The organism is Aeromicrobium sp. PE09-221, from assembly GCF_002174305.1.
Lineage (GTDB): Bacteria > Actinomycetota > Actinomycetes > Propionibacteriales > Nocardioidaceae > Aeromicrobium.
Genome location: NZ_MIJB01000023.1, coordinates 1 through 21,097, shown reverse-complemented (window position 1 = coordinate 21,097; position 21,097 = coordinate 1). Strand labels below are relative to the sequence as shown.

Here is a 21,097-nt window from a genome sequence, read left to right as displayed (position 1 = left end):
GTAGTGGGTGGGCGTTCATGATCTGGACAGCCTCCGGCCCGTGCTCGCCGGCAGGGAACAATAGGCACGTCCTCATGGTTGTACCGACATCAGCACCCCAGGGGAGAAGGAGAGACCTTTGGTAGCCCCACTCGTGGAACCCGCCGACGAACTCACGATCGACGAGGTCCGCCGTTACAGTCGCCATCTGATCATCCCCGATGTCGGGATGACCGGCCAGAAGCGCCTCAAGAACGCCAAGGTCCTCGTGATCGGCGCGGGCGGACTCGGCAGCCCTGCGTTGCTGTATCTGGCCGCCGCCGGTGTCGGAACCCTCGGCATCATCGACGATGACGTCGTCGATGAGTCCAACCTGCAGCGCCAGATCATCCACGGTCAGTCCGATATCGACAAGCCCAAGGCGCTCAGCGCCGCGGAGTCGGTGGCCGAGACCAATCCGTATGTGAAGACGATCGTGCACCAGGAGCGTCTGGACAACGACAACGTCCTCGACATCTTCAGTCAGTACGACCTCATCCTGGACGGCACCGACAACTTCGCCACGCGTTATCTCGTCAACGACGCGGCCGTGATCCTCGGCAAGCCGTATGTCTGGGGCTCGATCTACCGCTTCGAGGGCCAGGTGTCGGTCTTCTGGGCCCAAGAGGGTCCGCAGTACCGCGACCTGTATCCCGAGCCGCCGCCGCCGGGGATGGTCCCGTCGTGCGCCGAGGGCGGCGTGCTGGGCGTCCTGTGCGCCTCGATCGGCTCGATCATGGTCACCGAGGCGATCAAGCTCATCACCGGCATCGGCGACCCGCTGATCGGCCGTCTGATGGTCTACGACGCGTTGGAGATGCGTTATACAACGTTGAGGGTTCGGCGTTCACCTGACACGGCTCCTCCAACAGAACTCATGGATGATTACGTCGCCTTCTGCGGGGCGGTGAGTGAGGAGGCCGCCGAGGCGGCCGCCGGGTCGACCATCAGCGTCCAGACCCTCGACGGCTGGCTCAAGGAGCGCGCCGACGGCGGACGCGACTTCGCGCTCGTCGACGTCCGCGAGCCGAACGAGTACGAGATCAACAAGATCCCGGGCTCGGTGCTCATCCCCAAGGGCGACGTGCTCTCGGGCAAGGCCTTCGAGCAGCTCTCCCAGGACAAGCAGGTCGTGCTGTACTGCAAGTCCGGTGTGCGCTCGGCGGAGGCTCTGGCCGTGCTGAAGGGCGCGGGCTACTCCGACGCGGTCCACGTGGGCGGCGGGGTCTCGGCCTGGGTCGACCAGATCGATCCCTCGCAGCCCGCCTACTGATCGGTGAGTGAGCGGCTCTGAGCGAAGAGTTCGACGAACGTGTCCTGGCCCGGGTGGAAGCGATTCCCCCGGGCCAGGTGCTCACCTACGGCCTGATCGCCGAGGAGATCGGCCAGGGCGGGCCGCGTCAGGTCGGCCAGGTGATGTCGCGACTCGGCCATCTCGTGTGCTGGTGGCGTGTGGTGCGCGCCGACGGCACCCTCCCGGCCCCGCTGATGATAGAGGCGCAGGAGCACTGGGCCCGCGAGTCCACGCCCGTCAAGCGCGGAAGGGTGGATGTTCCCCGAGCTGTCGGTGGCATCTGATTGCATGTGAGCATGCCCCTGGAGTACCGCGTCGTCGCACCCGATGACACCCCCGCGATCGCCCCGCGGCTCGATGCCAGCCAGCAGGCCGTCGTCGATCACCGCGGCGGGCCGTTGCTGGTGCTCGCCGGTCCCGGGACGGGCAAGACCACCACCATCGTCGAGGTCGTCGTCGATCGGCTCGAGCGCGGTGAGCTGAGTCCCGACGAGGTCCTCGTGCTCACCTTCAGCCGCAAGGCCGCTGAAGAGCTGCGTGCGCGCATCGGCGCTCGCCGCACCGCCACCGCATCGGCCGTCTCGGCGCTGACCTTCCACTCCTTCTGCTACGCATTGGTCCGCGAGTTCAGCGACCCCGAGACCTACGCGGCCCCTGCCGACCTGCTGACCGCACCGGAACGCGATGCCGTCATCACCGAGCTGCTGGCGGGTCACGACATCGCCTCCTGGCCAGCCGCGCTGCGCGAGGCGCTCCGCACCCGCGGCTTCGCTGCCGAGATCGATGGGTTCATGAGCCGCCTCGCGGCCGAGGGCCTGACCGTCGATGATCTGCGTCAGCTGGCAGCGGAACGCGAGCGGCCGGACTGGTCGCGCCTGGCCGACGCCATCGAGGAGTACGAGCAGGTCACCGCGCTGGCCAATCTGGCCGACTACTCGACCCTGGTCACCTCGGCACGGCGGATGCTGGACGACCCGCGTATCGCCGCCGAGTTGCGCCGTCGCTTCCGGCTCGTGGTAGTCGACGAATATCAGGACACTGATCCGATGCAGGTCGATCTGCTGCACGCGCTCACCGGCGGCGGGCAGGGGCTCATCGCGGTCGGCGACCATGACCAGGCGATCTACGGATTCCGCGGCGCCGACCCCACCGGGATCCTGCGTTTCACCGACCAGTTCGGGGTGCCGGGTGCCGGGGCCGAGGTCATGGCGTTGCGCGTGACGCGCCGGTTCGGCCCCCGGGTGCTGGCGGCGGCGCAGACGGTCCTCGGCGGGGTCGGCCATCCCGGGAGCCTCGACCCGCAGGTCCTGCGCCGGCACCGGGAGGTCGCATCGGAGGCTCCGTACGAAGGCGAGGTCGTCGTCGAGACGTACGCCTCGGCCACCGCAGAGGCCGAGCACATCGCGGAGGTCCTGCGTCACGCTCATCTCGAGGACGGCTGGGCGTGGTCGCAGATGGCCGTGCTCGTGCGTTCGGGCAGCGATCTGTCGAGGCTGCAGCGGGTCCTCGTCCCGGCCGGCGTCCCGGTCGAGGTCGCCGGCGACGAGGTGCCCCTGGTCGCCGAGCCCGCCGTGCGGGCGCTCTTGTCGGCGCTGGAGGCGGCCGACCTCGTGGCACGGGGTTTCCCGCTCGATCCTGAGCACGCCCAGACCTTGCTGACGGGTCCGCTCGCCGGCCTCGACGCTCCGGCGCTCCGCCGGGTCGGGCGAGCGCTGCGCCGTCGCACCCCGGACCGCCGTTCGCCCGAGCTGATCGCCGATGCCCTGCTCGATCCGGCCATGCTCGGCCTCGGCAGACTGGAGCCGGCCACCGCCGAGGCGGTCGAGCTCACGCGCCGCCTTGCCGCCCTGCTGCGCCGGGCCGCTCGGCAGATCGAGCAGGGCGAGCCACCCGAGCAGGTGCTCTGGACGCTGTGGGACGGGACAGGATGGCCATCCCGCCTTCTCGGCCAGTGGGAGGAGGGTGGCGAGGGCCGGTTGGCGGCCGACCGTGATCTCGATGCGGTCGTCGCGCTCTTCCACCACGCGGCTCGTGGCGAACAGCGCAAGCGGCGGATGGGGGTCGCCAACTTCATCGCCGATCTGCGCGCCCAGCAGATCCCCGCCGATCAGCTCGTCGTGAGCCAGATGCGTCCTGCCGCCGTCCGCCTGATGACGGCGCATCGAGCCAAGGGACTGGAGTGGCCGTTAGTGGTCGTCTCCGGAGTGCAGGAGGAGCGTTGGCCGGACCTGCGCTTCCGTGGGTCACTGCTCGGCGCGGAGAACCTCGCGGGGGCGCATGCCAGCGAGCGGGCCGAGCGACTGCGCGAGGAGCGGCGGCTGTTCTATGTCGCCTGCACCCGGGCGAGCCGCCGCCTCCTCGTCACCGCGGTCGAGACGCCCACCGACGATGGCGACCAACCCTCCCGTTTCGTGCGCGAGCTGCTGGCCGCTGGCTTCGGTCCGCAGGATCGGTCCGAGCTGCCACGCGCTCGCCCGCACCGCCCGCTCTCGCTGCGAGCGGTCATCGCGCAGTTGCGCCGTTACGGCGATGCGACTGATCCCGCCCTGCGATCCGAGGCGGCGGCGATGCTGGCCGAGATCGCCCGGCACGATCTCCGGTCCGGTCGCGCCGCGCATCCCGACCGCTGGTGGGGTGTGCGGGAGTTGACCGTCAACGAGGAGCCGATCAAGGACACGGAGTCGGCTCTCGGCTTGTCCGGTTCGACGGTCGGCGATATCACGAGCTGCTCGCTCAAGTGGTTCCTCTCGCGTGAGGTGCGCGGCTCGCGCGCGAGTTCCGCGGCACAGGGATTCGGGCTCATCGTGCACGCGCTTGCCGCCGACATCGTCCGTCGCGGTGAGGATGCTCCCGATGTCGAGGCGATGATGGACCACCTCGACGCCGTCTGGGGGCGGTTGGATTTCGCCGCCCCGTGGATCAGCGAACGCGAGAAAGGCGCGGCTCGTGAGGCCCTCGTGAGGTTCGCGCGTTGGCATGTCGCCAATCCCCGCCGGGTGATCGCCGCAGAGCACGAGTTCTCGGTCGAGCTGGAGCTCGACGGTGAGCGCGCGGTCCTGCGCGGCTCGATGGATCGCGTCGAATTGGATGCCGATGGCCGAGTGCACGTGGTCGATCTCAAGACCTCCAAGAATCCTCCGCGTGGTGCTGATGTCGCCGAGCATCCGCAGCTGGGCGTCTACCAGCTCGCCGTGCAGCATGGTGCGGTCGACGATCTCGCCCCGGGAGCGCCCGCGGGCGGAGCTGAGCTGGTTCAGCTCCGCGCGGCGGCTGGGGCCAAGCATCCTGATGATCCCAAGGTGCAACCCCAGGACGCCCCCGGCGGTGACGAGCCGTTCTTCGCCGTCGACCTCGTCCGCACGTCGGTCGAGACCATGCGGTCCGAGCGCTTCGCGGCGATGCCCCAGACCTGTTCGTTCTGCGAGTTCGAGACCGTGTGCCCGGCCAAGAGCACCTTCACCGTCGGGGGTGAGGGGGCATGAGACTGCTGAGCTCCCCCGATCACCTGCGCGAGGTGCTGGAGATCCCCTTCAGCGACGAGCAGATGGCGGCCATCGTCGAGCCGCCGCACCACCAGCAGGCCATCATCGCAGGTGCGGGATCGGGCAAGACGGCGGTCATGGCGGCCCGGGTCGTCTGGCTCGTGGGATATGAGGAGATCGATCCGGCAACGATCCTCGGGTTGACCTTCACCGCCAAGGCCGCCGGTGAGCTGGCTACACGCGTCCGTGCCTCGCTGAATCGGATCGGCGACTTCTCCGAGCACGGCGAGCCCACCATCTCTACTTATCACGCCTTCGCCGGCACCCTGATCTCCGAACACGGACTCCGCCTGGGCGTCGAGCCCGATCTGCGTGTGCTCGCCGACGCCACCCGCTTCCAGATCGCCGCGCGTGTCGTGCGCGACCACACCGGCGCCCTCGCGCACGTCTCCGCCTGGATGCCCACCACGATCACCGATCTCCTCGCACTGGACGGGCAGCTCTCGGAGCATCTGGTGACCACCGAGCAATTGCGGGCCTTCGACGAACGTATGATCGCCGAGGCCGAGTCGGTGCCCAAGCAGCTCAAACTGCACCGCGATATGGCGGTCACCTCGCGCAAGCGCATCGAATTGTCCCGCCTCGTCGACGACTACCGCGCGGCCAAACTCGACGCCGGGGTGATGGACTTCTCCGATCAGATGGCCTGGGGTGCGCGACTCGCCCAGCTCCCGGAGGTCCAGCAGAGCCTGCGCGACCGATTCGGCGTGGTCCTGCTCGATGAATACCAGGACACGTCGGTCGCCCAGCGTGACCTGTTGCGAGCCGTCTTCGCCGGGCAGGGCATCAGTGCCGTCGGCGATCCTGCACAGGGGATCTACGGCTGGCGCGGCGCGGCCTCGGGCAATCTGGCGGCCTTCCTCGACGACTTCGCCGGCGAGAACGGGCTGCCCGGCACGCGGCACGCGCTGTCGGTGACCCGGCGCTGTGCTCCCGAGATCATCGATCTCGCCGCGGTCGTCGCCCGCGAGTACTACGAGGACGATGCCGTCAAGCCCATCGTCACGCCGCTGCGAGCGGCCCCGGAGAATCCGCCGGGTGAGATCACGGTGGCGCTGCACGCGGGCGTCGCGGAGGAGATCGACGCGCTGGTGGACGCTGTCGCGGCCGCGGGGGAGCGCGCCAGAGAGGGCGGGGCCGATCACCTCTGGCGTGACATCGCGATCCTCGTGCGGGCCACGGGGGAGAACACCGAGATCGTCCGAGCGCTCCGGGGCCGGCAGATTCCCGTCGAGATCGTCGGTCTGACCGGTCTGCTGAGTCAGCCGGAGATCCTCGATGTCCTCGCCGTGCTCGAGGTGCTCGACGATGTCACCGCCAATCCGTCCATGCTGCGTCTGCTGGCCGGTCCGCGCTGGCGCATCGGAGATCGCGATCTCGCCCTGCTCGGGCGTCGTGCGGCCGATCTCGGACGCGTCTGGACGGCCTCGGGGCCCGACCCTGAACAGCCCGATGAGCGCCTCCAGGCCGATCTGGCGGAGGCGACCGCCGGGGCCGATCCGACCGAGGTGGTCTCGCTGGCTGAAGCGGTCGAAGACCCGGGCGATCTGCCGTACTCCGATGAGGCCCGGCACAGGTTCGCCGATCTCGCGTCCCTTCTCGCGAGACTGCGGCGGCATGTCCACGAGCCGCTCGCGGATCTCGCTCGCCGGGCGGTCGCCGAACTCGACCTTGATGTCGAGCTCGCCGTCTCGGAGGCGGGGTCGGACAATCTATCGCTGTTGCTCGACGCTATCGGGGACTACGCGCAGCACGACCGCTATGCCTCGCTGGCCGGGCTGCTGGCGTACTTGCGCGCTGAGACCGATTTCAACCGGGGCATGGAGCTCTCGGCTCCCTCGGAGGCCGACTCCGTCAAGGTGCTGACGATCCACAAGTCGAAGGGTCTGGAGTTCGACGAGGTCTTCGTCCCCTTCGTGTCGGCCGGGGTGTTTCCCGACGACAAGGGGCGGTCCCGCTGGATCTCCAATGCGAGCGTGCTGCCGGTCGGTTTGCGTGGCGATGCCACGTTCGTGCCGGATCTCGAGGAGCTCTCGCGCGATGGAGAGGAGGACTTCAAGCGGCGCAACAAGGCCGATGCGCTGATGGAGGAGATCCGCCTCGGTTATGTCGCCTTCACCCGTGCCCGTTTCCGTCTCCATGTGAGCGGTCATCGGTGGGGGCGCACACAGGTCCGGCCACGCCAGGTCTCGCGTTTCCTCTCTGACGTCCGTGAGTGGCTCGCTGCGCGTGGGATCGAGCCGCTCGTCTGGGCCGCCGAACCGGAGCCGGATGCGACCAACCCGCATATCGACGACACCGTCTACGCCTGGCCGGTGGCTCTGCGGGGGATGGAATCGCGCCGGTCCTTCGCCGAGGAGGTTCGCTCGCACCTGAGTGCCACCGAGGCGCTACCGCTCACGGTGCATCCGGAACTTCAGCAGATCCGCACCGAGCTGGATCTGCTGATCGAGGAGGCGGAGCGGGCCCAGGACACGGTGGTCGAGGTCCCGTTGCCCGACACCCTCTCCGCGACCCAGACCCTCGCGCTCGCCGAGGATCCGGAGGCCTTCGCCCGCTCTCTCGCCCGACCGTTGCCGCGCCGCCCCTCGAGCGCCGCACGCTTCGGCACACGGTTCCACGCCTGGATCGAGGCACGCTATGGACAGCAGACCCTGCTCGATCCCGAGGAGCTGCCGGGGGCACCAGGCACCGATGTCGTCGACATCTCCGATGACGGCGAGCTGGAGGCGCTCAAGAAGGCCTTCGAGTCGGGGATCTTCGCCGACCGCGAGCCGATCGCCGTCGAGGTGCCCTTCACGCTGCGTATGGCGGGCCAGCAGATCCTCGGCCGGATCGATGCGGTCTTCGCCACCGATGACGGTTTCGAGGTCATCGACTGGAAGACCAATCACCGTGCCGATGCCGACCCCTTGCAGTTGGCGGTCTACCGACTCGCCTGGGCCGAGATGCGCGGTGTGGACCCGGACCGTGTGACGGCGGCCTTCTACTACGTGCGCTCTGACGAGCTCCAGCGCCCCGACGACTTCCCCGGCCGTGACGAGCTGGCCACCCGACTCGGGCTACGGTGAGCGGGTGGACTTCGCCTTCGACCGCACACATCATGACCGCCAGGGTAATCGGCGAGCCGACGAGGAATGGCGCAAGGACCCGACATTGCGGGTGCTCGTCCTCGGCGGGGAACATGTAGCCACCGTCGACGGTCCCGCCCTGCGATGGTTGGAGCCCGCCGATGCCCCAGAGGGGGAGTGGATCCTGCTCGGCGAGCACGAGGGCATCACCCACGCCGCGGTGATCGTCGGGAGGGTGCCGAAGGAACTGGCCCCGGTGAGCCTACGCATCCTCGCCCCGCTGCTCCGCGGGCCCGAGCTGTCCCTGGCGATCCACGCCGTCGGCATCGCCCGCTGGATCGCCGGCCACTCGTACTGCTCCCGCTGCGGCGAGTACCTCTCGGTGGAGAGCTCCGGGCATCTGCTGCGCTGTCACGCCTGCGGCACCGATCACTTCCCGCGTACCGACCCCGCGGTCATCATGTTGATCACCGATGAGAACGATCGGGCGCTGCTTGCGCGCAACCCGAGCTGGCCCGAAGGCAGGTTCTCCACGCTGGCGGGCTTTGTGGAACCGGGCGAGTCCCTGGAGGATGCGGTGCGACGCGAGGTCGACGAGGAGGTCGGCATCCAGGTCGGTGAGGTGCGGTACGCGGCCAGCCAGCCGTGGCCGTTCCCGGCGAGCCTCATGCTCGGCTTCTTCGGCCGCGCCACCACCACCGAGATCCATGTCGATGCCGACGAGATCGCTGAAGCCGCCTGGTTCACTCGCGATGAACTGGTGGAACTGGGGGAGCGGGAGGAGATCGTCCTGCCCCCGCCGCACGTCTCGATCTCGCGCTGGCTCATCGAGCAGTGGGCCGGCCGCGAGATCCCAGGAGCCTGGGCCTAGCACGCCGCCCGACGATGCAGCTCAGATGCCGAGCTTCTCCTTGACCTGCGCGACCGAAGGATTCGTCAGCGCCGAGCCGTCGGCGAAGACGAGGGTCGGCACCGTCTGATTGCCGCCATTGGCCTGCTCGACGATCAGCGCGGAATCGGGGTCCGCCTCGATGTCGACCTCCGAGAAGGTGATGCCCTCGCGCTGCAGCTGGCTCTTGAGCCGGTGGCAGTAGCCGCACCAGGGTGTGGAGTACAGGACGAACTGATTCTCAGCAGACACGACAAACCCCTCGGATCCAGTTGCGATGAGCGACTACCGCTCGTCGGCATCAACGCCATTCTCCACGTCCGCATTCCCCTCAACGAGGGCGGTGGGTTAGCGTCCATACCCGACACCGGGGCGGTGAGTGAGCGTCCATTCCCGCGCAGCGATGGACGCTAACCCACCGCTCCCTAGTGGGCCTTCCCGGCCCAGCCCGGGCACCGGCCAACTCAGCGCTCCTGCTTGTCGGGTGCGGCGTCTAGTCTGGGCCTGGCCGCTATCCGTCCCCGACCCGAGGAGCATCGTGCCCGACGCCGACGAGTTGCTGACCGGACTCGATCCCGAGCAGCGTCAGGTCGCCGAGGCATTGCGTGGCCCCGTCTGCGTCGTCGCGGGAGCGGGCACCGGCAAGACCAGGGCGATCACCCATCGCATCGCCTACGGTGTCGCCTCGGGCGTCTACAAGCCCACCGAGGTCCTGGCCGTCACCTTCACCACCCGCGCGGCGGGGGAGATGCGGACCCGCCTGGGTCAGCTGGGGGCATCGGGGGTGCAGGCCCGCACGTTCCACTCCGCTGCGCTGCGGCAAGCGCGCTACTTCTGGCCGCGGGTCTATGGGACCGAGTTCCCCGAGATCATCTCGTCCAAGTTCGGGCTCGTCGCGGAGGCGGCGCGTCGGGTCGGGCTGTCGACGGACACCGCGCTGCTGCGTGACCTGTCGGCAGAGGTCGAGTGGGCCAAAGTCAGTACGATCCGTCCCGACGACTATGCCGCCGAGGCGCCAAAGCGCCGTCGCCAGGTGGCCGATCTCGATGCCGCCACCACGGGGCAGGTGCTGCGCGCCTATGAGGACATCAAGCGCGAACGTGGCCGCATCGACATGGAGGACATCCTCCTGCACACCACGGCGATCCTCGCCGACGATGAACGTGTCGCCGCCGAGATCCGGCGGCAGTACCGCTGGTTCGTCGTCGACGAGTACCAGGACGTCAACCCTCTGCAGGCCACGCTCCTCGGCCTCTGGCTCGGCGGACGGGACGAGATCTGCGTCGTCGGCGATCCGCGGCAGACCATCTACTCCTTCGCGGGTGCGTCCCCGCGCATCCTGAGCTCGTTCACGCGCAGCTTCCCCCAGGCCACCCAGGTCGAGCTCGTGCGCAACTACCGTTCCACCCCCCAGATCGTGGCCGCGGCGAATGCCGTCTTCGGCCCCGGGGGCCGCGATGGTGTCGCCTTGCAGTCGCAGCAACAGTCGGGCAATCCCGTCTCCTACCAGGGATATCCCGATGAGCCCGCCGAGGCGCTCGCCGTTGCCAACGAGATCGCGGCGTTGCACCGGCAGGGAACCCCGTACAAGCAGATGGCCGTGCTCTTCCGCATCAATGCCCAGTCCGAGGCCTTCGAGGAGGCGCTCGGCCAGCTGGGGGTGCCCTTCGTGCTCCGCGGGGTCGAGGGCTTCTTCAACCGGGCCGAGGTCCGTCAGGCGGTCACGTTGCTGCGCGGCGCCGCTCGCGCCGGCGAGGGTGCTGGAGAGCTGGTGGCGGATGTGCGGGCGGTGCTGGCGACGATGAATCACACCGACGAGCCGCCGAGCGGTAGCGGCGCGGTCCGCGACCGCTGGGAGTCGTTGCACGCCATCATCACGATGGCCGGTGACCTCGCCGCCGAGAAGCCCACGGCCGATCTCACCGATCTCGTCGCCGATCTCGACCGCCGTGCCCAGCAGGCCCACGCGCCGACGGCCGATGGGGTGACCCTCGCGACCCTGCACGCGGCCAAGGGCCTGGAATGGGACGCGGTATTCCTCGTCGGCATGCACGAGGGCATGATGCCGAGTGTCCACGCCGATACCCCCGCGGCCGTCGAGGAGGAGCGCCGCCTCTTCTATGTGGGCGTCACCCGTGCCCGCCACGATCTCCTCATCAGCTGGTCGGCGACCCGTAACCCCGGAGGCCGAGGCAATCGCCAGCCGACGCGCTTCCTCGATGGGCTGCTGCCGGCCTCGCACGAGGCGCGGCAGGTCGCGCGTCAGCCACGGCGGCGCAAGGTCGCGACGTGCCGGGTGTGCCATCGTCCGCTGGCGGCCTCGGACCGCGCGCGAGGGCGATGCGCCGACTGCCCGTCGACCTACGACGAAGCCCTCTTCGATGCGCTGCGCGCGTGGCGCAAGGAGGAGTCCACCGACCAGTCGGTGCCTGCTTATGTCGTGTTCACCGATGCCACCTTGCAGACCATCGCCGAGGTCAAGCCTTCGAGCGTGCAGCAGCTGGCACAGGTCCGCGGTATCGGCCAGGCCAAGCTCGACCGCTACGGCGACGCTGTCCTCGCGGTCGTCGCCCAGCACGCCTAGACCCCTCCTCCGGACCACTTTTGCCGGGTTGTGGCCCTGGGAGAGACGTTCTGAGGGCCACAACCCGGCAAAAGTCGGACTGGGCGGGTCGTCAGTCGTTGAAACCGGGGAGGGACTCGGCGAGGATATCCCGGAACGGGGCGGTGGCGCCGAGCTGGCAGAGCACGCCGACGCCCCCCATCCAGACGCGGTGGATCAGCAGGTACTCGCGGGGGATGTTCAACTGGCGAGCCGTGCCGAAGCCCTCGGCATCGGGCCGGCTGAGCCGCTGGCCCTGCGAGCGCAGCCACGATCTGCTGAACGTGAAGCTCTGCTGGCGTGCGGGCTCGATCAGTGGGGCGAGATAGCGCTCCATGACCTCCGGGTCCAGATCGGTGCCGCGCAGGAATCCCTCATCGCGGAGCCCGTCGACGACCGTCCCGTAGTCGCCGTCCACCGCGGCCCGCAGCAGGCGACCGATGGTGTCGGGAAGTCCATCGGGTAGCCGGGCGACGGCTCCGTAGTCGACGACACCGAGCAGTCCGTCGTCGCGGATGCGGAAGTTGCCCGGATGCGGGTCGGCGTGCAGCAGTCCGACTCGTGCGGGACCGGCGAACAGGAAGCGCACGAAGGCCTCACCGTAGTCATCGCGCTCCTCCTGGGAGCCGTGGTCGATGATGTCCGCGAGCGATCCGGTGCTGTCGATCCAGCTGGACACGAGGGCGTGCTCGGTGTGCGTGATCGTCCGCGGAATGACGACATAGGGGTCGTCCGCGAAACCGGTCGCGAAGGCATCCTGTGCGGCGGCCTCGAGGCTGTAGTCGAGCTCCTCGGCGACCCGTTCGCGCAGCTCAGCCACCAGGGACTTGACGTCCATGCCCGGGGCGAGAATGCCGAAGAGCCGCGCGAGCCGGGCGATCTGTCGCAGATCCGACATGAGCGCCTCCCCGGCTCCGGGGTACTGCAGCTTGACCGCCACATCGCTGCCGTCCTCATAGGTCGCGCGGTGCACCTGTCCGATCGAGGCGGCCGCCGCGGGATGGTCCTCGAAGACCGGGAACCGGTCGTGCCAGCGAGGGCCGAACTCCGCGGCCATCACACGATGGACCGTCGAGGCCGGCATCGGCGGGGCGGCATCCTGGAGCTTGGTGAGGGCATCGCGATACGGGCCGGCGAGCTCATCGGGCAGGGCGGCCTCGAAGACGCTCAGTGCCTGCCCGAACTTCATCGCGCCACCTTTGAGCTGACCGAGGACGCTGAAGATCTGGTCTGCGGTCCGCCGCTGGACATCGGTCAGCACCGCCTGGGCCGGCGCTCCCACCATGCGCCTGCCGAGCCCCCAGGTGGTGCGGGCCGCGAAGGAGGCGGGCAGGCTTGCCAGTCGCGCTCCGCGGGCGATCGGATTGCCGCTCAGCGGGCGTTCGTCGTCGGACTCGTCGCGGCCGGACACGTTGCCAGGATAGGAGACCGCGGCAACGTGCGGGGCGGTTCGCCACATTCGCCGATGCTCAGGCCGCGAGCAGCTGACACGGGCAGGCATCGTCCCATCCCACCGGCTCGCTCACGCCAGCTTCACAACCTTGGCCCACAGTGACGACCGTGCCGATCCTGTCGAGCCGCAACAATTCCAGTGTGTGACCGACCGCCGAGAGCATCAGCGCGCGCGGCGGGGGACCGCCAGCGGGCCGACCGGCCCCCAGCTGCACGGCGACGACCCGCCAAGCGGGATCGGTGCGCGACCTGTCCGCGTCGTAGCAGTCCAGACAGGGTGAGCTGCCCGGATGCGTCAGCGGTCCGATCCGCGCACACCCCTGGATGAAGACGACGGGGAGGTGGGTGAGACCTCGTTCGCCGAGGTCACGGATCGCCGACCGGCGGGGTTCGCCGAAGCTCGCGAGGATCGTGACATCGTCGCCAGGACTCGAGGCGGCGGTCTCGAGGGTCGTGGCGAATCGGGCCGTCAAGGGCTCATAGGCGATGGTGATACCGGGGAACGAGCCCTCGCCGGGAACAGAGGGGACCAGCGCGCCACGGGAGAGCAGCGACGAGACGAGTCGGCGGCCGTTGCGGGCGCCGTCGCGTTCCGCGATCTCTGCTAGTGCGAGGGCACTCGTGGCCCCGTCGGCGTGGCGCAGGATCTGAGCGGTGCCCGGAAGATCGGGGACACGCAGGGGCGGGGTCGTGCCGACCTGGAGCTGACCGGGGCCGCAGCGCAGGACCGTCGCGCCGGGCGGGAGTACGGGGTGCATGAGCCCATAGTGACCGTCGAGGAGGGGAGGCGCCGGGGCCATCCACAGGCAGCGAAGAACCCCCGGCGGCGCGCCTTCCCCTGCGGCCACCGGGGGTTCGTCTGGCGTCAAAATTAGGGGTTCGGGGCCGGGTCGTCAAGCTGGCGCGGCACGGCGGTTGTCCACGCCTGTGGACAACGTTGTGGGCAACCTGTGCGCCACGCCGATCCCGGGTGTGGACGCCGTTGTGTGGATGGTGCTCGCGGACGCGGGAAGCAGCCCCTGACCTGCGGCGATGGCCGCCATCGCTGTGGAGATTGAAGGCGTGATCATCGATCGGATCCGGTCTGTCAGGGGTCTCGTCTACAGTCCACGTTATGGACACTCCGGAGCCCGTCATCGAGGTGCGGCGCAGTGCGCGCCGGCGTCGCACGGTCCAGGCGCGGCGCGAGGGCGAGCGCACGATCGTCATGATCCCTCAGGCGATGAGCGAGGAGGAGGCCGAGCGCACCGTCCGAGAGCTCGTCGCCAAGCTCGATGCGCGGGTCGCGCGGCGACGAGGTCCGCAAGGGGACGTCGAGCTGGAGCGCCGTGCCGTCGAGCTCGCCGATCGCTATCTCGACGGGTCCGTGCGGCCCTTCTCTGTGCGGTGGGTGTCCAATCAGAACAAGCGCTGGGGGTCGTGCAGCACCGCCGACCGACGGATCCGGTTATCCGACCGGCTCCGGCAGATGCCCGGATATGTCGTGGACTACGTTCTCCTGCACGAGCTGGCGCACCTGCTCCATGCCGATCACGGCCCCGCTTTCCGGGAACTCGTCAATCGCTACGAGAAGAAAGAGCGCGCCGAGGGCTATCTCGAAGCCGTCGAGCAGCTGCAGCGCTGAGAGCGCGGACCGTCGCATCGGTATCGGCGGGCAGATCGTCGATACCGAACCACCGGACCTCGGTCGACTCCTCGGAGACGGTCAGCGGTGCGTCGGCGGGGGCCACGGCCAGGAACTGCACGTCCAGGTGATGTGCCGGCCGCAGCGGACCGCAGGGCACCTCATGACGGGAGAGCAACAGCGGCGTGGGGTCGAGGCGCAGCGAGTCGAGCCCCGACTCCTCGCGGGTCTCCCTCTCGGCCGCGCCGGCCAGGCTCGTGTCCGCGGGCTCGCAGTGTCCTCCGAACTGCAGCCACCGTGCGAGTTTGGCGTGCAGCGTGAGGGCCACGGCCGACGCGTCCTCGGCGATGACGATCGCGCTCGCGGTCAGATGATCGGGGTGGCAGGAGCGCCACATCGCGTCCCCATGGATCTCCAGATGGGTCAGATACTGCTCGCGCAGTGCCTCCTGAGATCGATCCGGCGGCGACCACGCCGCGAGGGTGCGCCGGGCGTCGTCGTGCAGATTCACGAGGCGTCGTCGCGCCCGGCTTCGTCGTCGAGCAGCCGACCGAGGGCGGCGTCGAAGTCACCATCGCCGTGACGCTCGCTGTAGCCCAGCGGGTCGTCGAGATCCGTCGTGTCCGGTAACAGATCCGGATGGCTCCAGACCCGATCACGGGCTTCGACTCCGTCCCGGTCGCGCAATGCCGAGAAGAGCGTGGTGGCATCGCGCAGTCGTCGTGGACGCAGCTCGAGTCCGACCAGCGCGGCGAAGGTCTGCTCGGCGGGGCCGGCGGTCACCCGGCGTCGACGCATGGCCTCGCCGAGCGCGGCGGCGGTCGGCATGGTGTCGGCGGTCGCTTGCCCGACGACCTCGTCGACCCACCCTTCGGCCAGGGCGAGGAGGAGTTCGAGGCGTTCCTTGGCGTGCTGCTGCTCGGGGGTGGCCTCCGGCTCGAAGAGACCTCCCTCCATCGCCTCGGCGATGGCATCGGGCCGGCTGGGATCGATCGAGCGCATCTTCTCCTCGATGCCCTCGGTGTCGAGCCGTGAGCCTCGCCCGAACTCGGTGACCGCGTCGATGATGGCGGTGCGTAGCCACGGTGCGTGGGCATAGAGGCGCTGATGGGCGCATTCGCGCAGCGCGACGTACAGCAGCGCATCGGCCTCGGTGTGGTCGAGTCCCTCGGCGAATGCCGCGACATTGTGGGGGAGCAGTGCTGCTATGCCGTCCGGCCCCATCGGCAGGCCGATATCGGTCGACGAGAGGACCTCGGTGGCGAGCTCCCCGATGCCCTGGCCCACCTGCTGACCGAACATGGCCCCTCCGGCCTGGGTGAGCATCGCCATGAACGGACCTGCCATCGCCTGCGCCTCCTGGGGCAGCGCATCACCCATCGAGCTGACGACATTGGAGGCGATCGGTTCGACCAGGACCTTCCAACGGTCCATCGTCGACTCGATCCACTCGGCGCGGCTCCAGGCGGAGGCGGACGTGACACCGCTCGGCACCGCGGTCGCGCGATCGAGCCACATCTCGGCGAGCCGCACCGCATCGTCCACGGCGCCCTGCTTGGTGCTGCCGGGAGACGGGTCGGGACCGGATGTGGCGAGTTTCTGGCGGGCGGTGTCAGTGGCCAGCCGGTAGTTGACCGAGCCCTCATGGGGCTCGAACATGCGTTGCATCTGCCCGAAGATCGCCGAGAGGTCGACCTGTCCGGGGCCCATCTGGCCGAACAGGTTCTCCAGGGGCGTGCCCTTGAACGGGTTCTCCGGTTCTTCGCGGGGGTCGTCGCCAGCCATGACACCAGAGTAGTCACGCGGTGATAGCGGGGCTCTCGGCGTAGGGCACTAGGCTTCGGGTGATGTGCGTTCCCTGGAGCCGGCGATGAGCCGCCGCGTCGCCACCCTGACCGTGGCTCTCGTGACGCTGGTCGCTGCCACCAGCCTGGTCTTCATCCTGCCGGTGCCCTACTCGACCATGAAGCCCGGGCCGTCCTTCGACACCCTCGGCAGTCTCGACGACCAGCCGCTGCTCACCTTCGGCGAGGGTGTGGAGACCTATCCGACGGAGGGCGAGCTCGCCTTCACCACCGTCGCGGTCTCGCGTGCGGAGACGGAGATCAACCTGTTCAGCGCTCTTCAGGCGTGGGTCGACGCCGATGTCAATCTGGTGCCGCACGACTTCCTCTATCAGGACGGCGAGACCGATGACGATGCGAGCGAGGTCAGTGCCGCGCAGTTGAGCAGTTCGCAGGACTCGTCGCGTGCTGCGGCATTGCGGGCGATGGACATCGAGGTGCCGGAGACGGTCCAGATCGCCGATGTCGTCGAGGGCTCGCCCGCCGAGGGCGTCCTCGAAGCAGGGGACCGGATCGTCCGGGTCGAGGACACCGAGGTCCAGAGCAATCAGCAGGTGGCCGAGGTGATCAGCGCCCTGGAGCCGGGTGATCAGGTCAGTCTCGGGATCGAGCGCGAGGGCCGGCCCGAGGACGTCACCGTGGAGACGAAGGCGGCCGATGACGATCCGGATCGCGCGATGATCGGCATCACCGTCGGCGCGGGATTCGACTTTCCGATCGAGATCGAGAACCACATCGGCGACCGGGTCGGCGGCCCGAGCGCCGGGATGATGTTCGCGCTCGCGATCTACGACAAGCTCACTCCCGGGTCGCTGACCGGCGGACGGTCCGTGGCCGGGACGGGGACCATCACTCCTGACGGTGACGTCGGTTCGATCGGCGGCGTCCAGCAGAAGATGGTCGGGGCCGAGGAGGGGGGAGCCACGATCTTCCTCGTGCCCACGGGAAACTGCGCCGAGGCCGCGGCCAAGGACACCGACATGACCCTCGTCGACGTCGCGACCCTCGACGACGCGATCGAAGCCCTCCAGGCGTTGGCCGATGACCCGGAAGCGACGGTGCCCACATGCTCGAAGTAGCCCCCGACTCGCCCGTGCGCCAGGCGGCCCTCGAAGTGGAGCGGCACGTGGCCGAGGCCGGCTGGGACCAGCCTCCGAGGCTCTTCGCCCTCGTCTCGACGGAGCAGCTGCGCCGGTTACACCCGGAGCTCGCCGACCAGCTCGATGGCGACTACACGCCGGTCGAGCAGGAACAGCTGGGAGTCGAGCGTCCGGTCGAAGAGATCCTGCCGACGATCATGTGGCCGGAGACGGTCGACGGATGCGCCGTCGTGATCGAGCGGGTCATGCTTCCTCCCTCGGCCGAGGCGGATCTCCCCGATGACCCCGACGAGCTCGCCGACCACGTCGCCGCGCATCCCGAACGTCAGGAGGTGCGTATCGTCGCGGCCGTGCTGCGCGATGGCAGCGCGCACACCGGGGTCCGCGCACGCGATGGCGAGGACCCGCCGTTGCTCGAAGGTCCCGACCTCGTTCCCGGTCTCGTGGAGCTGCTGCGGGCGAGCATGTCGTGATTGGGGTCACTCGGTAGTATTGGGCTGCCATCGGCCATGCCGTGACATGACCCAGGAGAACTGTGAGCGACATCTTCGGTGCCCCCCGTCCACAGCCGGCCCCTGAGCCGCCCGACCGGCGCCGAAAGGTGCTCGTCCCCACCCTCATCACGCTGGCCGCGCTCGTTGTCGCTGCCAGCGTGTTCACGAATGTGTGGACGAATCGACTCTGGTTCAAGTCGCTCGACTTCTCCCACGTCTTCACCACCGTCATCTTGACCCGTACCGGACTGTTCGTGGTCTTCGCGCTGGTGATCGGTGCCTTCGTCGGGATCAATCTCTTCCTCGCCTATCGCACGCGCGCCGAACCGCATCTGCTGCGACGCGACGATCCGGCCGCCCGCTACCGCTTCGCGCTGGCTCCGGTCCGTCGCGGAGCGTTCATCGTCGTCGCCGTGGTGATCGGCATCTTCGCGGGGATCGTCGGGCAGTCGCGGTGGCAGACCTTCCTGCAGTGGTGGCACGGCTCCTCCTTCGGGCAGACCGATCCGCAGTTCGGCCGCGATATCGGCTTCTTCACCTTCGATCTCCCCTGGTGGCAGTTCCTGGCCTCCTTCGCCTTCACGATGCTGATCGTGACCCTCGTGGCCACCGCCTTCGTGCAGTACGTCTACGGCGGTATCCGCTTCGCCGGACGAGGGGTGAGCTTCACCCGCGGCGCGCAGATCCAGATCGCGGTCCTCGCGGGCGTGGCGGTGCTGATCAAGGCGCTGCAGTACTGGTTCGATCGCTTCGCCTATCTGACCGCCAGCGGCGGTGTCGTCGACGGCGCCACGTATACCGATATCAACGCGCGGATCCCGAGCAAGAACATCCTCATCGTCGTCGCGATCATCTGCGCGCTGCTGTTCTTCTCCTCGATCTTCCTCAAAGGCTGGACCCTTCCGGCGATCGGGCTGGGCGGTTTGATCGTCGCCTCGGTCCTGATCGGCGGACTCTGGCCGGCCTTCATGCAGCAGTTCCAGGTCAGCCCCTCCGAGGCCGATCGCGAGGATCCGTACATTGCCCGCAATATCGAGGCGACGAGGGAGGCCTACGGGGTCGCCGATGTCGAGGTCCTGCCGTATTCGGCCACCACGGAGCTCTCGGCCGAGGAGTTGAACGCTACCGCCGAGTCGCGGGTCAGTTCGCGTCTGATCGACCCGACGCTCGTGTCGCCGGCCTTCCAGCAGCTGCAGCAGGTCCGCGGCTACTACACGGTCAACGAGACCCTCGACGTCGACCGCTACGTGCTCGACGGCGAGGAACAGCCGCGCGATGTCGTCATCGCGGCTCGCGAGGTGAGTCTGGAGGGTCTGCAGGACTCGCAGCGCACCTGGTCCAATGACCACACGGTCTACACGCACGGCTACGGCGTCATCGCCGCGTACGGCAACGAGCGTGGCCCGCAGGGCGAGCCGGTGTGGGTCGCCCGCGACATTCCGCCGACCGGCGAGCTGGAGTTCGAGATCCCGCCGCGGATCTACTTCGGCGAGAACTCGCCGGAGTACTCGATCGTCGGCCGCCCCGAGGGTGCCGACCCGATCGAGGTCGACATCCCGCGTGGCTCCGGCGGCGGAGGCGGCGACGAGGACGATGCCGACAATGTCACCGCCAACACCTATGACGGTGAGGGCGGTGTCCCGGTCGGCAATATCTTCAACAAGGCGCTGTATGCGCTGAAATTCGCTGAGCCGAACATCATCTTGAGCGATCGTGTCAACGAGAACTCCAAGATCCTCTACGATCGCGATCCGCGTGAGCGGGTGCAGAAGGTCGCCCCGTGGCTCACGGTCGACGGTGATGTCTACCCGGCGGTCGTCGACGGCCGCGTCGTGTGGATCGCCGACGGTTACACGACGAGCAACGAGTATCCCTACAGCCAGCAACGCTCCTTGCGTGAGGCGACGTCCGACACGTTGACGCAGACCGCGGCGCAGGCGGCGCTGCCGACCGATCAGGTCAACTACCTGCGCAACTCGGTCAAGGCCGTCGTCGATGCCTATGACGGCACGGTGGACCTGTACGCCTGGGACGAGGACGATCCGGTACTGAAGACGTGGTCGAACGCCTTCCCCGACTCGGTGCAGCCGAAGAGTGAGATCTCCGAGGATCTCATGCGGCACCTGCGGTACCCGGTCGACCTGTTCAAGGTCCAGCGCGATGTGCTGACGCGGTACCACGTCACCGACTCGCAGACCTTCTACGAGGACGGCGAGCGGTGGCGCGTGCCGGAGGACCCGTCCAGCGGCAATGGCACGCTGCAGCCGCCGTACTACCTGACGACGGCGCGTCCGGAGCAGGAGGACCCGCAGTTCTCGCTGACGAGCGTCTATCTGCCGAACAACCGCGAGAACCTGGCCGCCTTCATGTCGGTCAACTCCGAGTCGTCCGATGAGGAGAACTTCGGCAAGCTGCAGATCCTGGAACTGCCGAGCGACACGCGTGTCGGCGGCCCGAACCAGATCGCGGCCGCGATCCAGGCCGACAACCAGGTGACGCAGACCCTGCTGCCCTTCGAACAGGCGTCCAATGCCACCATTCTGCGCGGCAATCTGCTGACGCTGCCGGTGGGCGGAGCCCTGCTGTACGTGCAGCCGGTCTATATCCAGCGGTCGCAGGCCGAGGGCTCGTACCCGGTGCTGCAGTACATCATCGCGTCCTTCGGAGAGGATGTCGGCATCGGCACGACCCTCGACGAGGCGCTGCGCGCTGCGCTCGGTCTGGAGGAAGGGGCCGCGCCGCCGCCGGAGGAAGAGGTCGAGGAGCCCGCCGAGGGCGATGAGGGCACGGAGGAGCCCGATGCGCCGGCCGGTGATGCCACTCCGGCGGAGCTGCTCGAGCAGGCCTCGCAGTACTACGACGAGGCCCAGCAGGCGCTGGCGGACGGTGATCTCGCGTTGTACCAGCGGCGCATCAATCAGATGGCCGATGCGATCGAGCAGGCGGAGCAGGCCCTGGGTAACTGACCTCCGGGTCCGATGACGGCCGGTCGTGGCCCGTCCCGAGATGAGCGGGCGGGTGACGACCGGCCGTTCTCATCTGTCGAGCTCATCGGCGACGCGGCGTAGCGCGCCGGTGCCACGCACGAGCGCCCGAAGGTCGTCGAGGTCGAGTCGATCGAACAGGTCGCGATTGGCATCGTGCGCGAGGGTGAGCGTCTCCTGCAG

The 21,097-nt window shown here is 68.6% G+C and carries 15 protein-coding genes; 10 read left to right on the top strand and 5 right to left on the bottom strand.

Annotated features, from left to right (window positions below; all coding sequences use genetic code 11):
• Positions 1-118: 118 nt before the first annotated feature.
• Genes moeZ through nudC form a run of 5 tightly spaced genes read left to right on the top strand, consistent with a single transcriptional unit; the run spans position 119 to position 8,796 of the window.
• The gene (moeZ, locus tag BHE97_RS11865; RefSeq protein WP_087624256.1) at positions 119-1,291 is read left to right on the top strand and encodes an adenylyltransferase/sulfurtransferase MoeZ; all 1,173 of its coding nucleotides are present in this window, start codon (positions 119-121) and stop codon (positions 1,289-1,291) included.
• Between the two features lie 17 nt (positions 1,292-1,308).
• Complete coding sequence (locus tag BHE97_RS11860; RefSeq protein ID WP_087624255.1) at positions 1,309-1,596, top strand: MGMT family protein; 288 nt, start codon at positions 1,309-1,311, stop codon at positions 1,594-1,596.
• A 12-nt stretch (positions 1,597-1,608) separates the two neighbouring features.
• Positions 1,609-4,794, top strand: a complete 3,186-nt coding sequence (locus BHE97_RS11855; RefSeq protein ID WP_140400127.1) for an ATP-dependent DNA helicase — start codon at positions 1,609-1,611, stop codon at positions 4,792-4,794.
• On the top strand, positions 4,791-7,925 hold the full coding sequence (locus BHE97_RS11850) for an ATP-dependent DNA helicase (RefSeq protein WP_087624253.1): 3,135 nt from the start codon (positions 4,791-4,793) through the stop codon (positions 7,923-7,925). Before BHE97_RS11855 ends, BHE97_RS11850 begins: the two co-directional genes overlap by 4 nt.
• Positions 7,926-7,929: 4 nt before the next feature.
• Positions 7,930-8,796, top strand: coding sequence for an NAD(+) diphosphatase (gene nudC, locus BHE97_RS11845; RefSeq protein ID WP_236757663.1), 867 nt, complete (start codon positions 7,930-7,932; stop codon positions 8,794-8,796).
• Positions 8,797-8,817: 21 nt separating this feature from the next.
• Here nudC and BHE97_RS11840 read toward each other — a convergent pair whose 3' ends face one another.
• On the bottom strand, positions 8,818-9,066 hold the full coding sequence (locus BHE97_RS11840) for a mycoredoxin (RefSeq protein ID WP_087624251.1): 249 nt from the start codon (positions 9,064-9,066) through the stop codon (positions 8,818-8,820).
• A 286-nt stretch (positions 9,067-9,352) separates the two neighbouring features.
• Between BHE97_RS11840 and BHE97_RS11835 the strand changes: the two genes are divergently transcribed.
• Positions 9,353-11,398 (top strand): ATP-dependent DNA helicase UvrD2, encoded by a 2,046-nt coding sequence (locus tag BHE97_RS11835; RefSeq protein ID WP_236757662.1) that lies wholly within the window; start codon positions 9,353-9,355, stop codon positions 11,396-11,398.
• 91 nt (positions 11,399-11,489) lie between these two features.
• Here the strand turns inward: BHE97_RS11835 and BHE97_RS11830 are convergent, their stop codons facing one another.
• Both BHE97_RS11830 and BHE97_RS11825 read right to left on the bottom strand, forming a co-directional pair.
• Positions 11,490-12,827 (bottom strand): AarF/ABC1/UbiB kinase family protein, encoded by a 1,338-nt coding sequence (locus BHE97_RS11830; protein WP_236757661.1) that lies wholly within the window; start codon positions 12,825-12,827, stop codon positions 11,490-11,492.
• Between the two features lie 58 nt (positions 12,828-12,885).
• A complete protein-coding gene (locus BHE97_RS11825; RefSeq protein ID WP_140400125.1) occupies positions 12,886-13,626 on the bottom strand; it encodes a hypothetical protein in 741 nt (246 codons plus the stop codon).
• Between the two features lie 356 nt (positions 13,627-13,982).
• Here BHE97_RS11825 and BHE97_RS11820 point away from each other — a divergent pair, with 356 nt between their 5' ends.
• Positions 13,983-14,492, top strand: a complete 510-nt coding sequence (locus tag BHE97_RS11820) for a SprT-like domain-containing protein (protein WP_087624247.1) — start codon at positions 13,983-13,985, stop codon at positions 14,490-14,492.
• Here the strand turns inward: BHE97_RS11820 and BHE97_RS11815 are convergent.
• On the bottom strand, positions 14,425-15,003 hold the full coding sequence (locus tag BHE97_RS11815) for an NUDIX domain-containing protein (RefSeq protein WP_087624246.1): 579 nt from the start codon (positions 15,001-15,003) through the stop codon (positions 14,425-14,427). The two genes, BHE97_RS11820 and BHE97_RS11815, sit on opposite strands and share 68 nt — an antisense overlap.
• Complete coding sequence (locus BHE97_RS11810; protein WP_087624245.1) at positions 15,000-16,277, bottom strand: zinc-dependent metalloprotease; 1,278 nt, start codon at positions 16,275-16,277, stop codon at positions 15,000-15,002. The genes BHE97_RS11815 and BHE97_RS11810 overlap by 4 nt, the downstream gene beginning before the upstream one ends.
• 64 nt (positions 16,278-16,341) lie before the next feature.
• On the opposite strand from BHE97_RS11810, the gene BHE97_RS11805 reads away from it, so the two are divergent.
• The 3 genes from BHE97_RS11805 to BHE97_RS11795 all read left to right on the top strand — a co-directional run bounded on the left by BHE97_RS11805 (position 16,342) and on the right by BHE97_RS11795 (position 20,896).
• Complete coding sequence (locus tag BHE97_RS11805) at positions 16,342-17,415, top strand: PDZ domain-containing protein (protein WP_140400123.1); 1,074 nt, start codon at positions 16,342-16,344, stop codon at positions 17,413-17,415.
• Positions 17,403-17,909: a PPA1309 family protein gene (locus BHE97_RS11800; protein ID WP_087624243.1), complete on the top strand. Its 507-nt coding sequence runs from the start codon at positions 17,403-17,405 to the stop codon at positions 17,907-17,909. The genes BHE97_RS11805 and BHE97_RS11800 overlap by 13 nt, the downstream gene beginning before the upstream one ends.
• Positions 17,910-17,971: 62 nt before the next feature.
• A complete protein-coding gene (locus BHE97_RS11795; RefSeq protein ID WP_087624242.1) occupies positions 17,972-20,896 on the top strand; it encodes a UPF0182 family protein in 2,925 nt (974 codons plus the stop codon).
• Positions 20,897-21,097: the final 201 nt, after the last annotated feature.

Coding starts and splice junctions, on each gene's coding strand:
- BHE97_RS11855 (WP_140400127.1), top strand. CDS start 1,609: ATGCCCCTGGAGTACCGCGTCGTCGCACCCGATGACACCCCCGCGATC.
- BHE97_RS11850 (WP_087624253.1), top strand. CDS start 4,791: ATGAGACTGCTGAGCTCCCCCGATCACCTGCGCGAGGTGCTGGAGATC.
- BHE97_RS11825 (WP_140400125.1), bottom strand. CDS start 13,626: ATGCACCCCGTACTCCCGCCCGGCGCGACGGTCCTGCGCTGCGGCCCC.
- BHE97_RS11820 (WP_087624247.1), top strand. CDS start 13,983: ATGGACACTCCGGAGCCCGTCATCGAGGTGCGGCGCAGTGCGCGCCGG.
- BHE97_RS11810 (WP_087624245.1), bottom strand. CDS start 16,277: ATGGCTGGCGACGACCCCCGCGAAGAACCGGAGAACCCGTTCAAGGGC.
- BHE97_RS11800 (WP_087624243.1), top strand. CDS start 17,403: ATGCTCGAAGTAGCCCCCGACTCGCCCGTGCGCCAGGCGGCCCTCGAA.